General features: G+C 66.6%; 12 protein-coding genes. 10 read left to right on the forward strand and 2 right to left on the reverse strand.

Annotated features, from left to right (window positions below):
• Positions 1-182 precede the first annotated feature (182 nt).
• The 8 genes from CHB65_RS06995 to CHB65_RS07030 all read left to right on the forward strand — a co-directional run bounded on the left by CHB65_RS06995 (position 183) and on the right by CHB65_RS07030 (position 10,060).
• Entirely contained in the window at positions 183-1,736 is a 1,554-nt protein-coding gene (locus tag CHB65_RS06995; protein ID WP_089384345.1) for a methyl-accepting chemotaxis protein, read from the forward strand.
• Positions 1,733-2,455 carry a bacteriorhodopsin gene (locus CHB65_RS07000; RefSeq protein WP_089384346.1) on the forward strand — a complete coding sequence of 241 codons (723 nt, stop codon included), beginning with the start codon at positions 1,733-1,735 and terminating at the stop codon, positions 2,453-2,455. The genes CHB65_RS06995 and CHB65_RS07000 overlap by 4 nt, the downstream gene beginning before the upstream one ends.
• Positions 2,456-2,642: 187 nt before the next feature.
• Complete coding sequence (locus CHB65_RS07005) at positions 2,643-3,743, forward strand: putative sulfate/molybdate transporter (RefSeq protein WP_089384347.1); 1,101 nt, start codon at positions 2,643-2,645, stop codon at positions 3,741-3,743.
• A gap of 143 nt (positions 3,744-3,886) precedes the next feature.
• Complete coding sequence (locus tag CHB65_RS07010) at positions 3,887-4,915, forward strand: glycosyltransferase family 4 protein (RefSeq protein ID WP_089384428.1); 1,029 nt, start codon at positions 3,887-3,889, stop codon at positions 4,913-4,915.
• An 80-nt stretch (positions 4,916-4,995) separates the two neighbouring features.
• Positions 4,996-6,123, forward strand: a complete 1,128-nt coding sequence (locus tag CHB65_RS07015; protein WP_089384348.1) for an FtsZ/tubulin family protein — start codon at positions 4,996-4,998, stop codon at positions 6,121-6,123.
• Between the two features lie 60 nt (positions 6,124-6,183).
• Complete coding sequence (locus CHB65_RS07020; RefSeq protein WP_089384349.1) at positions 6,184-8,172, forward strand: bacterio-opsin activator domain-containing protein; 1,989 nt, start codon at positions 6,184-6,186, stop codon at positions 8,170-8,172.
• A 65-nt stretch (positions 8,173-8,237) separates the two neighbouring features.
• A complete protein-coding gene (locus CHB65_RS07025) occupies positions 8,238-9,374 on the forward strand; it encodes an SPFH domain-containing protein (RefSeq protein ID WP_089384350.1) in 1,137 nt (378 codons plus the stop codon).
• 59 nt (positions 9,375-9,433) lie between these two features.
• Positions 9,434-10,060: a winged helix-turn-helix transcriptional regulator gene (locus tag CHB65_RS07030; protein ID WP_089384351.1), complete on the forward strand. Its 627-nt coding sequence runs from the start codon at positions 9,434-9,436 to the stop codon at positions 10,058-10,060.
• Positions 10,061-10,070: 10 nt separating this feature from the next.
• Here CHB65_RS07030 and CHB65_RS07035 read toward each other — a convergent pair whose 3' ends face one another.
• Positions 10,071-10,325 (reverse strand): DUF7123 family protein, encoded by a 255-nt coding sequence (locus CHB65_RS07035; protein ID WP_089384352.1) that lies wholly within the window; start codon positions 10,323-10,325, stop codon positions 10,071-10,073.
• A gap of 246 nt (positions 10,326-10,571) precedes the next feature.
• On the opposite strand from CHB65_RS07035, the gene CHB65_RS07040 reads away from it, so the two are divergent.
• Both CHB65_RS07040 and CHB65_RS07045 read left to right on the forward strand, forming a co-directional pair.
• Positions 10,572-11,396: a sensor domain-containing protein gene (locus CHB65_RS07040; RefSeq protein WP_089384353.1), complete on the forward strand. Its 825-nt coding sequence runs from the start codon at positions 10,572-10,574 to the stop codon at positions 11,394-11,396.
• Between the two features lie 108 nt (positions 11,397-11,504).
• A complete protein-coding gene (locus tag CHB65_RS07045; RefSeq protein WP_089384354.1) occupies positions 11,505-12,290 on the forward strand; it encodes a sulfite exporter TauE/SafE family protein in 786 nt (261 codons plus the stop codon).
• Between the two features lie 36 nt (positions 12,291-12,326).
• Here CHB65_RS07045 and argS read toward each other — a convergent pair whose 3' ends face one another.
• Complete coding sequence (argS, locus tag CHB65_RS07050; protein ID WP_089384355.1) at positions 12,327-14,147, reverse strand: arginine--tRNA ligase; 1,821 nt, start codon at positions 14,145-14,147, stop codon at positions 12,327-12,329.
• Between the last annotated feature and the right edge of the window lie 202 nt (positions 14,148-14,349).

The raw sequence follows: 14,349 nt of genomic DNA on the forward strand, positions 1-14,349 counted from the left end.
CGAACGGAGCGAAGCGGAGTGAGTGAGGTTCAAATCCGGTCCCGCGCACTGTTTTTTCTGAGGGCTGTGAGCGGACTCGATAGGACGGCTGTTTATAAACCAGTACGTCGTTCAACACCCGATATTATCAAAACAGATACTTCGGTACTGGCAATTAATAGGGATGATCCCACAGGGATCGTATGGCACGCAGATCGGTGCTGGACAGCTATGGATTGAAACTCGGGGTCGGTTACATCGCGACCGGCGGATTCATCGTCGCTGTCGGGTTGGTGACGGGGGACGTGAACGCGACCATCGTCGCGGCCGTGGCCGGGTTGTTGACGCTCGGCTCGATAAACGCCGCCGAGACGATCGCCAGCGTCGTCGAGATCAACGGGCAGACGGAGCGCATCACACGCGGTGAGATCGACCGCGAGGTGACCTCGACCCGGACCGACGAGTTCGGACAACTCGCACGAACGATCGACGAGATGCGGGCGTCGCTACAGCGCCAACTCGAAGAGATGGAGGAGACGCAGGCGGAGCTCGAAACCGCCCGGAGCGAGGCGACGGAGATGGCCGACCGATACCGGGACACCGCCGAGCGCTACGGCGAGGTGATGGAGCGTGCGGCGACGGGAGACCTCACCCAGCGCGTCGTGGTCGACGACGACGATGCCGCGCTCGCGGCGGTCGGAAACTCGTTCAACCGGATGATGGACGACCTCGAGGCGACGGTCAAGACAGTGACCGAGGCCGCACAGACGATCGAGCGCGACGCCGGTGAGATGGCCGAAATGAGCAACGAAGTTCAAAAACGGGTCGCCGGCGCGGCCGGAAGCGCCTCGACGATCCGCACACGCGCGGAGGAACAACACGAGGAACTGCAGTCGATCGCCGCGGACGTCGAGACCGTCAGCGCCTCCGCCGAGGAGATCGCGGCGACGGTAGACGACCTCTCCGCCCAGAGCGACGAGGTCGCTACGGCCAGCAGCGACGCCCGCGAATCCAGCCAGTCCGCGCTTCAGGAGATGGCGCGGGTAGAGGCCGAAGCCGAGGAGGCGGTCGAACGGGTCGAACGCCTTCAGGATGGGACGGAGGAGATCACCGAGATCGTCGACATCATCGGCGAGATCGCCGAACAGACCAACATGCTGGCGCTGAACGCCTCGATCGAGGCCGCCCGGGCGGGGGGCGACATTAACGGCAACGGCTTCAGCGTCGTCGCCGACGAGGTGAAAAGCCTCGCCGAGGAGACCCAGGCGCGGGCCAACGAGATCGGCACGATGATCGACGAGATCGCCGACCAGACGGAGGGCGTGACGGTCTCCATCCGTTCCACACAGGAGCGGATCCAGACCGGCACCGACACGGTCGAATCCACGCTGACGGACATCGAGACGATCGCGGACTCCGTCGACGAGATCACCCGATCGCTCACGGAGATCCGACGAACCACCGCCGATCAGGCGGAGACGACACAGGACACCGCCGGCTCCGTCGATTCGATCACCGAGTTGAGTACCGAGACGGCGGACGCCGCGACCGACGCGGCGACCGAGATCCAGGAGGGTCAACAGGCCGCCGAATGGATCTCCGATTCGCTTCGGGAGTTCCGTCAGGAGACCGCCGAGGCGCTTCAAGATCACGTCGCCACGTTTAGCGTCTCCGATGGGGCGGCGGGTACGGGAGCACCGGGCTCCGCGCTCGGGGCGACACCGGGGCCGGCCACGACGGACGGAGGTGACCCATGACTGGCGCCATAACCGTCGCTTACGGGCTAGCCGCAGTCGCTTTCGTCTTCGGGGTCGGTATCACGGTCGCGCTCTATCGAAGCTTGGAGGGGTCCGAACATCGCGGCCCGCTCGCCGCGCTCGCGATCATCCCCGCGTTCGCCGGGATCTCCTACGTCGCGATGGCACTTGAGATCGGGACCGTCACGATCAACGGGACCGAGTTCGTCGGGTTCCGCTACCTCGACTGGCTCGTCACGACGCCGCTTCTGGTCGGGTTCGTCGGGTACGTCGCGGGCGCGTCCCGTCGGGCTATCGCCGGCGTGATGATCGTCGACGCGCTGATGATCGCCTTCGGTGCCGCGGCGGTCATCGCCGACGGGACGTTGAAGTGGGCGTTCTTCGCCGTCTCCGGGGCCTTCCACCTCGGCCTGTTCGCCTACCTCTATCTGGTGTTCCCGCGGTCGGTGCCGGACGACCCGATGCGCCGTGGGCTCTTCTCGCTGCTTAAAAACCACATCGGGCTGTTGTGGCTGGCGTACCCCTTCGTCTGGCTGATGGGTCCGGAGGGACTCGCCTTCGCCAGCGTCGTCGGAATCGCGATGACGTACGCGTTCCTCGACGTGTTGGCGAAACTCCCGTACGTCTACTTCTTTTACGCCCGTCGGGAGACGTTCGCCGACATCAACGTCGCCGAGACGACCCGTCGGGAGGTCGAGGTCCCCACCCCGGCCGACTGACGGGACCAAAAACCGGATCTCGGCTAACTGACCGGTCTTATCCCGCGCCGGGGTTTCATTTATTCGTGGACCGTGTCCCAAGAAGATATTTTATAAAGGGTAGCCAGAATTAATTACGTTATCCGATCGTGTTCTCAGATGTCGTTTCACGATAGTCTCAAGCGTATCGATACGATATCGGCTGTAGATGGGGATTTTTGGCGATCTTCGTGATGACGGTCGCCTTCGATTCGGCGCGGGGGAGATCACGGGTGCGATAGGTGATTCGATTACGGTCCTCCCGCTTATCATCGCGTTGGCGCTGCTCACCGACATCTCGCTGCCGCACGTGCTTTTCGCCTTCGGGGTCTTTCAGATCGTCTGGGGGATTAAATACGGGTTGCCTATCTCGGTGGAGCCGATGAAGGCGCTGGCGGCGCTCGCCATCGCCGGCGTCCTGACGTACGCCGAACTGGCGCTTGCGGGGCTGATACTCGCCGGCGTCCTCCTCACGATCGGCCTCACCGGGACGCTCGCGACCGTCGAACGGTGGATCGGGGAGCCGGTCATCCGCGGCGTCCAACTCGCGGTCGGGTTGTTGCTCTTCGAGACGGGGCTCCAACTCGCGCAAGCGGACGTGTTTCTCGCCGGCCTCGGCGTCGGGGTCGCCCTCGGCGTCATCCTCCTCGGATATAAAGCTGCGAGCGCGATCGTCGTCCTCGCCGTCGGCGGCGTGATCGCCGTGGCGACCGCGGGCCTCCCGACGCCACAGTGGCCCGGGCTGCCGCCAACCCCGCCGATAGGCGATGCGTTCACGCGGGGGATGGCCGGTGGCGTGGCCGCCCAGTTGGCGATGACGATCGGCAACGCCGCGCTGGCGACCTCGCTGCTGTTCGCCGATCTGTTCAAACGGAACGTCTCCCCCGATGAGCTGTCGACGAGCATGGGCGTGACCAACCTGTTCGCCATCCCGGCGGGCGGGATCCCGATGTGTCACGGCTGTGATGGCGTCGCGGGGAAGTACGAGTTCGGGGCACGAACCGGCGGCGCGAACGTCGTGATCGGCGGCGCCTATCTCGCCGCGGCGTTCTTCGCGACGACGGCGTTGCTGGGGGCGTTTCCGCTGGCGATGCTTGGGGTGTTGCTCGCGATCGTTTCGGTCTCGCTCGCCTCACACGTCCGCAACTCGTCGAACCTGTGGCTCTCGGTGGGCGTCGGGCTCCTGTCGCTGATCACGAACCTCGGGCTGGCATTCGTCCTCGGCGTTCTCGTCCATCTCGCGCTGGAACGGGGCGCACGCGGCGTGTAACGATCAGGGCGCACGCGGCGTGTAACGATCGGGGCGCACGGCGTGTACCGATCGGGATCCGTCGCGCACCGTCAGGGGTTGACCCGAAGGGCACACCTAAGTGATGGGTCATACAACGAAGGGCCATGCCGCCGAGCGTACTCATGTTGGGATGGGGGTATCCGCCGAACGTCACCGGCGGGCTGGACGTTCACGTCGGGGAGCTGTTCTCCGGGCTCCGGGACGACCTCGACGTCGACGCGAAACTGATCCTGCCGGCCGAGCTCGCCCCACCGGACGAGCCGGGCGTCGAGGGCGTCGAGACCGGCGAGGGCGACATCGCCACACGAGTCAATCGACTGAGCGATCGCTTCGCCGAACTCGCTCCCGACTACGACATCGTCCACACCCACGACTGGTTCGGGTATACGCCCGGACGAAACGCCGCCCGCGCGAGCGACGCCACCTGGGTCTCGTCGTTCCACTCGCTCGCGAGCGACCGCAACATCGACCCGCCACAGCGCGAGGTCGAGACGGAGCGCCGGCTCGCGAACGCCGCCGACTGCAACATCGCGGTCAGCCAGATCACCCGTGGGGATATCCAAGAACTGTACGGAGCCGACTCCCGCGTCGTTTATAACGGGTTCTCCACGCCACAGTTCACGGGCAAGGACGTCCGCGCGGAGCACGGGATCGACGGCGAGATGCTCTTTTTCGTCGGCAGACACACGGACCAGAAGGGGATCTCGCACCTGCTGTATGCGATGCGGAAGCTCCGACGCGAGGACGTGACGCTCGTCGTCGGCGGCTCGGGCCACCAGACCGAGCAGCTGAAGCGGTTCGTCGAGCTCACCGACGTGGAAGACGATGTCGAGTTCGTCGGCTACATTCCCGAGGAGGGGCTCGGCGATTACTACGGCGCCTCCGACGCGTTCGTCTCGCCGTCGCTCGCGGAGCCGTTCGGGATCACGATCACCGAGGCGCTGGAGGCGGGCACGCAGGTCGTCTCGACGCCTTGCGGGGCCGCGGAGATCCTTCCGGAGGGCTGTCTCGTCGAGGTGATCCCCGACTCGGAATCGATCGTGAACGGGCTCGACGAGGCGCTCGACCGCGAGAAGCCACCGACCTACGAGCGGCGCAACTGGTCGGCGGTCGCCGAGGACACCCTCGCGGTCTACGAGGACGTCGCCTGAGGCGGGTCGGTTTTTCCGGCGGGTCCGCGGACACGCCCAGTCACCGAAGAGCTAAATCACGTCCGCCGAGAGCGACCCGTATGCGCGTTCACGTCATCGGACTCGGCGGGGCCGGCTGTCGGATCGCAGATCGGTTCGCGGCCGAGCACGACGACGATCCATTCTTGAGTGGGATCAACGCCTTCGACACCCATCAGGCGACCTTGGACGCCCTCGATCACCTCGATACGGAACGGCGGTATCGCTTCGGCGACGCGGCCGGCGGCGATGGCCTCGACGGCGACCTCCACGCCGGTCGGCGGCTCGGCGAGGCACACGCGGGCGAGTTGAGCCGGGCCATCGACGCCCAGCGACCCTCCCGGGTGGAGGCGTTCGTCCTCGTCGTCGGCCTCGGCGGCGCGGCCGGCGGGGGCGTCGCCCCAGCACTCGTCGATGAACTCGCGAGACTGCACGACGCCGCGGTCTATGCGGTCGCCGTGCTGCCGGCGACCCGCGAGACGGAACCGCGATCGGTCGGTCCGGGGCGACGGGAGGAACGCCCGCCGCGACGACCGCTTGCGATGCGCAACGCGGCACGAACGCTCTCGGCGCTCGAATCGCGCGTCGATGCGGTCTTTCCGTTCGACAACGAGGCGTGGCTCCGACGCCAGGAGACGATCCCCGAGGCGGCGTCGCGGCTGAACGACGTCGTCGTGACGCGGTTCGCCGCGCTGTTCGGCGCCGGCGAGACGCCCGACGGGGTATCGACGCCGCAACAGGTACTTGATGCGAGCGACGTGGCACGCATCGTCGGGAGCGAGGGACAGATCGCCGCGATCGGCTACGCCGACCAGCCCGTAGAGACCGGTGGCGGCTCGCGGTTCGGGCTGGGATTCCTCGGTGGATCACGATCGGAGTCGGTCGATGCGAGCACGGCCGTCTCGGCGATCGAGACGGTCATCCGCAAGGCTGCCCGGGGCAAGGGAACGACAGAGGTACCGGAGGGTCGTGCGGATCGAACGCTCCTCGTCGTCGGTGGACCGCCGGCGTGGCTCAACCGGGAGGCGATAGCCGACGGCCGACGGTGGCTTGCCTCGGAGGCCGGTTCGGATGCGCTGTTGAGCGGCGACGCGCCCGTCCCGGACGGGGACCGGGTGTTCGCGGTGGTGGTCCGGTCCAGCATCGACGAATCGGACCGGATCGCGACGCTCAGGGCGTCGATCGAGTGAGTTCGTTCCGCCCGCTCGTGGCGGCCAAGGCTTAATCTCTCCGGGTACAAATATCGCCGTATGTCCCGGCTTCGGACGCTCCTCGTCCATCCCGAAGAGGGCGCTGATCGGCTCGTCGACGCCCTCGAAGCGGCCGACTGCGACGTCACCGTCGTTCATCACGCGACGGTCGCCATGGCACGGCTCGCCGCCGGCTCCTTCGACTGCCTCATCAGCGAGTACGACCTCCCGGGGGACGACGGGGTGCAACTGGCGGAGGCGGTTCGGGAATCGAGCGTCGACCTCCCGGTGGTGATGTTCACCAGGACCGATGACGACGCCGTCTCCGAGGCGGCCTTCGAGAGCGGCGTCGACCGGTTCCTCCAACGAAACGGGAACGCGTCTATCGATCGGCTCGTCACCGATGTCACGACGATCGGGGCCGACACGACGACGGAGGTCCAACAGGACGTCTCGGGATACGAGCCGGGGATTGAAGCGATCGCGCGGGCGATCGATGAGGCTCCGATCGGCATGAGTCTGAGCGACCCCGAACTCCCCGATTACCCGCTCGTCTACGTCAACGACGCCTGGGAGGACCGGACCGGCTACCCCGCCGAGGAGGCGCTCGGTCGAAATCCACGGTTCCTTCAGGGCCCGGAGACGGATCCGGAGACGACCGCCGAGATCGCTCAGGCGATCGCGAACGAGGAGCTGATCACCGTCGAGATACGGAACTACAAGCGGGACGGAACCCCGTTCTGGAACGAGCTTACGATCGCACCGATCTACGACGAGGCGGGCGAGATCGCTCACTACGTCGGCTTCCAGAACGACGTCACCGACCGGAAGACCGCGGAACGGCTGGCAGCGGAACGGGCTGAGAAACTCGCGACGGAACGTCAGGCGCTCGATCGGGTCCTCGGGCGAGTCAACGGGTTGTTGAGCGCGGTCAGTCGGATCCTCGTCGAGGAGACGGACCCCGGATCGATATCCGAAGGCGTCTGTGCGGAGATCGCCGACGAACCGGGCTATATGGGTGGGTGGATCGGATCGGTCTCCCCCACCACGGGCGAGCTGGAGCTGACGGCCGCAAGCGGTATTCCGATCGATCCTCCGGCGACGTATCCGCTGTCGGAGACGCCGGAGGCCGTCCAGCAGGCCGTCGAGCGTGATCAGCTTCAGGGCTGTTCGGCCGGCAGCTGTCCGGAGGGGCCGCTCTCGCCCGGCGATGTCGGCGCACCGCGGCTGGTCGTCGTCCCGCTCACCTACGGCGAACGACGCTACGGGGTGCTCGGGGTGTACAGCGGCGAGGGGAACGCGCTGGACCGTCGCGAGCGGAAGGTCTGTGAGTCCGTCGGCAAGATGATCGCCAACGGGCTCCACTCCGTGGAGACGACGCGGATCCTCACCACCGACCGCGTGGTCGAACTCCGCGTCCGGATCACCGACCGGAGCTGCAGCCTCTGTCAGATCGCCGACCGGGTCGGCGGCCGGATCGAGCACCTCGGTACGACCCGGCTCGACCGCGACGGCTGTGAGCTGTATCTCAGAACGCCGGGGGAGATCGGGGACCGATCGGCGCTCGAATCGCTGCCGTTCGTGTGTTCGCTTCGTTTCGTCTCCGAGGGCGAAGAGGGGCAGACGTTCGCGATCACGACGACCAAATCGCCCCCCTTCACCGCGCTCTCGAAGCACGGGGGCGTCATCGTCGAAGCGAGCGCGACGGCGAACGGGACGGACCTGACGATCGAGGCTCCTCCCGAGCGGGAGGTCAGATCCCTCCTCGACGTCCTCCGTGCGGCGTACGACGGCGTCGAGCTCCGGTCACGAAGCGACCGGGAGAGCCGTGATCGCAGCCTCACCGAGTTCGCGTCCGCGGTCGACGAGCGTCTCACCGAGCGACAGCGTGTCGCGTTGAAGACCGCGGAGCTGAACGGCTACTTCGAGTGGCCCCGGCCGGTCGACGGTTCGGAGATCGCGGAGACGATGGGCATCACGAGACAGACGTTCCACCAGCACCTCCGGGCGGCCGAACGGAAGCTGGTCGAAGCGTACGTCGATCCCTGATCGAGCCCTCCGACTGTCGCTGCCGACGCCCAAGTGTTAAGGCTCCGTTGACCCTACCGCACTGTATGGATCCTGTACCCCTCCAGTTCGGCTTCGGGCTGTTGAGCGTCGGCCTGTTGTTCCTCATGCTGGTGGTCATCACGCTTTGGCAGTCCTTCGAGATCGTGGACGCCTACGAGAAGAAGGCGCTCACGGTCTTCGGCGAGTATCGGAAACTGCTCGAACCGGGGATCAGCGTCATCCCGCCGTTCGTCTCACGTACCTACGCGTTCGATATGCGCACCCAGACGCTTGACGTGCCCAGACAGGAGGCGATCACCCGGGACAACTCGCCGGTGACGGCCGATGCGGTCGTTTATATCAAGGTGATGGACGCCAAGAAGGCGTTTCTGGAGGTCGACGACTACAAGAAAGCGGTCTCGAACCTCGCACAGACGACGCTCCGGGCGGTCCTTGGCGACATGGAGCTCGACGACACGCTGAACAAGCGGCAGGAGATCAACGCGAAGATCCGCGAGGAGCTCGACGAGCCGACCGACGAGTGGGGGATCCGCGTCGAGAGCGTCGAGGTCCGCGAGGTGAACCCCTCGAAGGACGTCCAGCAGGCGATGGAACAGCAGACCTCCGCCGAGCGGCGTCGCCGGGCGATGATCCTCGAAGCGCAGGGTGAACGCCGCTCCGCCGTCGAGCAGGCGGAGGGTGACAAGCAGTCGAACATCATCCGCGCGCAGGGTGAAAAACAGAGCCAGATCCTGGAGGCGCAGGGTGATGCGATCTCCACCGTCCTCCGGGCTCGTTCCGCGGAATCGATGGGTGAACGGGCGATCATCGAGCGCGGGATGGAGACGCTCGAATCGATCGGGCAGGGCGAGTCGACGACGTTCGTCCTCCCGCAGGAGCTTACGAGCCTCGTCGGCCGCTACGGCAAGTCCCTCTCCGGATCCGACGTGCAGGGCATGGAAGGGCTTGAGGGACAGGAGTTCGACGATGACACCCGCAAGATGCTCGGGCTCGACAACATCGACGAGATCATCGGGCAGATCGACGAGGCGGCCGAGATGGACGTCGAGGAGCTCGAAAAGGAGGCGGAGGCGGTCAAAACGGGTGACGCCGGCGCGAACATCAAATCCGCCGACGAAGTCATCCAGGAGATGGACGAAGAAGAAGCGGAAGCGGTTCAGGAAGTCGAGCGCGAGACGTAGGACACACCGGCGGCCGATCCGCCGAAGCGTTTTTGTCGATACACCGGTTCTCTTTCCTCGTGACTGGGGGCGTCGACGAACGGAAGCGCGAGACGTTGCGGCGGTTCGCCGCCGTCGGAGCCGCCGCGCCGTTCGTCGGAACCGCCGCCGGCGACGAGGACCGATCGGGCCGCGACGACAACGAGACGCGGGAGGCGATCCGCGGATACGTCGCGATGACGCCCGGCGCCCACTTCTCGAAGCTTCGTGATGACCTCTCGCTTGGCACCGGCGAGACACAACACCACCTTCGACGGCTCGTCGACGACGGCGAGGTGGAGTCGGTAAAGGACGCCGACTATCGTCGATACTTCGCGGCCGACCGGTTCGACCGGCCCGATAAACGCGCGCTCGGCTACCTCCGACGCCGAACCCCGCGGGGGATCATCATTACGCTGCTCCGCGATCCGGACGCGACCGGCGCGACGCTGGCGGACACGGTGGGCGTCTCACGTCCGGCGATAAGCGCCGCTGCCGGCGAGTTGGCCGACTCGGGGCTTCTCGACCGGTCGGACGGCTACACGCTTACGGAACCGGAGCGGCTGTTGACGCTGCTCGTGCGGTATGCGGAGTCGTTCGACGGCGACGCGGTCGCGCTGGCCGACGAGGCCGCATCGCTCGTTCGGTACGACCCTGACCGCTTTTGAGCGGGACGTGTCAGCCCGTGACCATCCACGTCGTGCCCGAGGAGTAGCCCCACTTTTCGACCTCGAGTTCCGTCGCGGCGTCGGCGACGGCACCCATGTTCGCGCCGACCTCCTTCGCCGAGAGCCCGAGGTCGTCGGCGATCAGCCGCGATTTAAAGTAGGTCCGGTCGTCCGCGTGTTCGCGAAGGTACGCGAGGATGCGTCGCTGTTTCTCCGAGAGCCGTCCCGGTTCCATCGTCGCGGTGCCCGGCTGCGTCGTACTCATGTCAATCAAAACGAAGGGGGTACGCATAAGCCGGTTGGTAAGTCAGGTTAACACCCTTCAGTATGGCGTTTTCACCGATATGTGAGCCATGAGCGCCCCGTGACTCGACACGAGACGGTCGGATCGGTACACCGGATAAACCGTCACGGACGGGCGGTGGATCGGCGTTCACGGGGCGCGTCGGGTCTATCTCGAAGACCCCGCGCCGGGTCGATAATTTAAGTGTCTCCCCTGCGCGCTGACACCATGGTCGAAACCGGATCCCCCTCCACCGGTGTCGCGTCGCTGCCTCGTCGGATCGTCGGTGTCGTCGCACGGAAGCGGACCTACGCGAACCTGCTGTATCTCCTGTTGGCGTTTCCGCTCGGGTTTCTATACGGGTGGTTGCTCTCGTTCGGGTTTCTCGTCGGCCTCTTCACCACGATCATCGGGATCGGGTTCGTCATCCTGGCACTGACCGTCGGCGGCACGCGGGTGATCGCCCGGTTCGAACGCTGGCTGGCGAACACGTTGTTGGGGACGAATATCTCGCCACCGGCGGATCGCCCGGCCGCCGATGGGATCTGGGCTACCGTCCGCAGTTACGTCGACGCGCCGTCGACGTGGCGGGGGTTCGGGTTCGTCTTTCTGAAGTTCATGGTCGGGGTCGTGGGGTTCCTGCTCGCGCTCGCGCTCGTCAACGCGGTCCAGTTCATCCTCGCGCCGCTGCGCTATCCGACGACCGTCGAGTTCGGCGAGGTCAACGGCGAGCCCGTCGTCTGGGAGGTCGCCACCCAGACGGAGGCGCTCGCGCTCTTGCCCGTGGGACTGGTGCTTCTCCTCTTCGTCTTCCACCTCGTAAACGGCGTCGCCTATGCGACCGCGCGGATGGCGGACGGGCTGCTCGGGGACGTGTCTTCGGCGTCCGACGACGCAGATCCGTCGCCGGTAGCCGTGCAGCCGGACGACCGCAATACCGAAGCGGAGGGAGCTGCGGATCGATTCGAGGGCGACGAGGACCGTTCGCCACCTGTCGACACCGATACTGAAGACCCCGACGCGGCGGACGACTTCGTGTGGGGGCCACGGTGATCGGTCGGTTAGTGTTCTGTCGGCGGATGTCGGTCGATCGACGTCGATCGGGTAGCCACGGTACACGAGCGGGCCGTTTTTAAGTAATCGCCGAGCGTCGACGGTGACGTGTCGTTTCCGATCACGCCCTCGTTTCTGCTCGCGGTCGCGCTCGTCGTCACCCTCGCCGGGGCGGTCAACGGGGTCGCGGGCTTCGGTTTCGCGGTCGTCGGCACGATGGCGCTGGCGACGGTCGTCGATCCCGCGGTCGCCGTCGCGTTCATGATCGTTCCGATCCTCGCGGTCAACGTCTCGCTCGTCCGTGAACTCGACGGCGACCAGGTCCGGTCGTGTGGCCGACGCTTCGGGCCGTTGCTCGTCGCTGCGACCGTCGGCACCGTCCTCGGGATGATACTCCTCGATTTCCTCCCCGAGTCACCGCTTCGGGTGGGGCTCGGCGCCGTGACGCTGGCGTTCGTCGCCGTCAGTCAGCGGATCGTGCCCGTCCCAACCCTCACGTCCGACTCCGCGAACGGACGGATCGAGCGTCCGACGTGGATGGCCGCGATCGGTGGCGTCTCGGGGGTCCTCTTCGGGGCGACCAACGTCGGCGTCCAACTGGTCGCGTACCTTCGCAGCCGGAACCTTTCTCACGAACTGTTCGTCGGCGTGGTGGCGCTCGTCTTCCTCGGGATCAACGGGGTCCGCGTCGCCGTCGCCGGCACGATCGGGCTCTATCCGGACGCGACGACGGTCGCGCTGTCGGTCGCCGCCGCCGTCCCTGCAGCCGCCGGCGTCGCACTCGGTGCCCGGCTCCGACCCCGATTGAGCGACCGGCTCCGTCGCGGGCTGGTGCTCGGACTGCTGACGGTGATCGGCATCCGGCTCACCCTCGGTGGACTCGGCCTCGCGTGAATCGCCGGCGGCGCACCCGGCATCGATCGCCTCGGACTACATCGACTCCGGGGCCTCGACGCCGAGCACGTCGAGGGCGTTCGCCATCGTGTTGCGGGCGGCGACGACGAGCGCGAGCCGGGCGTCGCGAAGGTCGTCGCGCTCGGCGGTGAGCACCGGACACTCGCGATAAAAGCGGTTGTACGCCTCCGCGAACTCGCGCGTGAACGTGGCGACCGTGTGGGGTTCCAGATCCGCGGCGGCCGCCTCGATCACGGCCGGGAACCGGGCGACCTCACGGAGGAGGTCACGCGCGGCGTCGGTTTCGAGGACGGTCGCATCGACGGCGTCGTCCTCGCGGCCCTCACCGCCCTCACCGCCCTCGCCGCCCTCCGGGACCGTCACGCCCGCGGCCTCGGCCTCGTCGATGATTCCACAACAGCGCGCGTGTACGTACTGGACGTACGGGGCGGACTGGCCCTCGAAATCGAGCGCGTCCTCCCACTCGAAGGTGATCGCCTTCGTCGGCTGCTTCGAGACGATGTCGTAGCGGACCGCGCCGATGCCGACCTGATGGGCGATCCGCTCGACGTCCTCGTCGGTCAGGTCGTCGTCACGGATCCGGTCGTCGAGCCGGGTCTCGACGGCCTCCCGCGCACGGTCGATCGCCTCATCGAGGAGGTCATCGAGCATCACGCCCGTCCCGCGCCGGGTGGACATCTTCCCCTCTGGGAGGTTCACGTACGAGTAGATGACGTGGCCGAGCCGGCCGGTGTCGTTGCCGAGGATCTCCAAGGCGGCGTCGAGCTGTTCGGCCTGCAGCTTGTGATCCTCGCCGAGCACCGTCACCGCGCGGTCGTAGTTCGCGAACTTCCACTCGTGGTGGGCCAGATCCCGCGTCGTATAGAGGCTCGTCTCGTCCGAGCGTAAGAAGACGAGGTTCTTTTCGATCCCCCAATCGTCGAGTTCGAGCTGCCAGGCGTCCTCCTCATAGACGGCCTGTTCGGAGGCCCGGAGGCGATCCGCGACCTCGGTCGTCGACCCGTCACGCATGAACCGCGTCTCCTTCACGAACTCGTCGAACGCCGCGGGCAGCCGGGCGAGACAGCCCTTCATCCCGCCGAGCACTCCATCGACCACCTCCCCGACCCGCTCGAACGTCTCCTCATCGCCCGCCTCGAGGCCCTGCAGGATGGCCGAGATCTCGGCCTCCGCGGCCTCGACCGCCTCGGGATCGGCGTCCTCCAGGTAGGCGTTCCCCTTCCGGTAGTAGCGGACGAGGTCGTACTCGATCCGGTCGCGGGCTGGCTCCTCGTCCAGATCCGACTCGTCGAACGTCTCGTAGGCCCACGTGAAGACGGCCATCTGCCGGCCGGCGTCGTTCACGTAGTAGTGACGGTCGACGTCGTAGCCCGCATACGAGAGGAGGGTCGCGACCGCGTCCCCGACGATCGGGTTGCGGGCGCGGCCGACGTGGACCGGGCCCGTCGGGTTCGCGCTGGTGTGTTCGACGACGACGCTCGTGTCGCGGTCGGGTAAGGTCCCGTACGCCACGTCGCCCGCGGCGGCCGCGAGGGTATCGGCGAGGTAGCGGTCGCCGGCGTGGAAGTTGACGTACGGGCCGGCGACGTCGACGGCGTCGAGGTAGTCGTATGTTCCGTCGTTCATCGCCGATTCGACCGCCTCGGCGACGTCCGCCGCGACGACGGGCGGGGCGGCCCCGGCCTCGCCGGCGAGCCGGAAGGCGACGCTCGAAGCGAGCGTCGCGTCCATGTCGTCGGGTGGTTCTTCGATACCGAGGTCGTCGGTCGGGAATTCGAGGCTCGACAGCGCCGCCGTCAGCGCCGACTCCACCTCCGACCGGAACCGTCTAAACATGGTTCCCGTTCGTCGGTCGGGATAAAAGGCCCTTCCGAAGCGCCCGTACCGAGCGACCGCCGGGGAGCGCGGGAGGTGTGTGCTCGATCGACAGGGAGCGCGGGAGGCGTGTGATCGACCGGCGGGGAGGTGCCGTGCGGACGTATGGACGACCGACGCGTTTAGGTCCCCCGGCCCTTGATTTCCACATGAGACTGATCGT

It is taken from the genome of Halorubrum vacuolatum (assembly GCF_900188065.1).
Lineage (GTDB): Archaea > Halobacteriota > Halobacteria > Halobacteriales > Haloferacaceae > Halorubrum > Halorubrum vacuolatum.

Bases quoted from the DNA above. Each gene is read 5' to 3' on its own strand.
- CHB65_RS07040 (WP_089384353.1), top strand. From the start codon at position 10,572: ATGGTCGAAACCGGATCCCCCTCCACCGGTGTCGCGTCGCTGCCTCGT.
- CHB65_RS07020 (WP_089384349.1), top strand. From the start codon at position 6,184: ATGTCCCGGCTTCGGACGCTCCTCGTCCATCCCGAAGAGGGCGCTGAT.
- CHB65_RS07005 (WP_089384347.1), top strand. From the start codon at position 2,643: ATGGGGATTTTTGGCGATCTTCGTGATGACGGTCGCCTTCGATTCGGC.
- CHB65_RS07025 (WP_089384350.1), top strand. From the start codon at position 8,238: ATGGATCCTGTACCCCTCCAGTTCGGCTTCGGGCTGTTGAGCGTCGGC.
- CHB65_RS07015 (WP_089384348.1), top strand. From the start codon at position 4,996: ATGCGCGTTCACGTCATCGGACTCGGCGGGGCCGGCTGTCGGATCGCA.
- CHB65_RS06995 (WP_089384345.1), top strand. From the start codon at position 183: ATGGCACGCAGATCGGTGCTGGACAGCTATGGATTGAAACTCGGGGTC.
- CHB65_RS07010 (WP_089384428.1), top strand. From the start codon at position 3,887: ATGTTGGGATGGGGGTATCCGCCGAACGTCACCGGCGGGCTGGACGTT.
- CHB65_RS07000 (WP_089384346.1), top strand. From the start codon at position 1,733: ATGACTGGCGCCATAACCGTCGCTTACGGGCTAGCCGCAGTCGCTTTC.
- CHB65_RS07035 (WP_089384352.1), bottom strand. From the start codon at position 10,325: ATGAGTACGACGCAGCCGGGCACCGCGACGATGGAACCGGGACGGCTC.
- argS (WP_089384355.1), bottom strand. From the start codon at position 14,147: ATGTTTAGACGGTTCCGGTCGGAGGTGGAGTCGGCGCTGACGGCGGCG.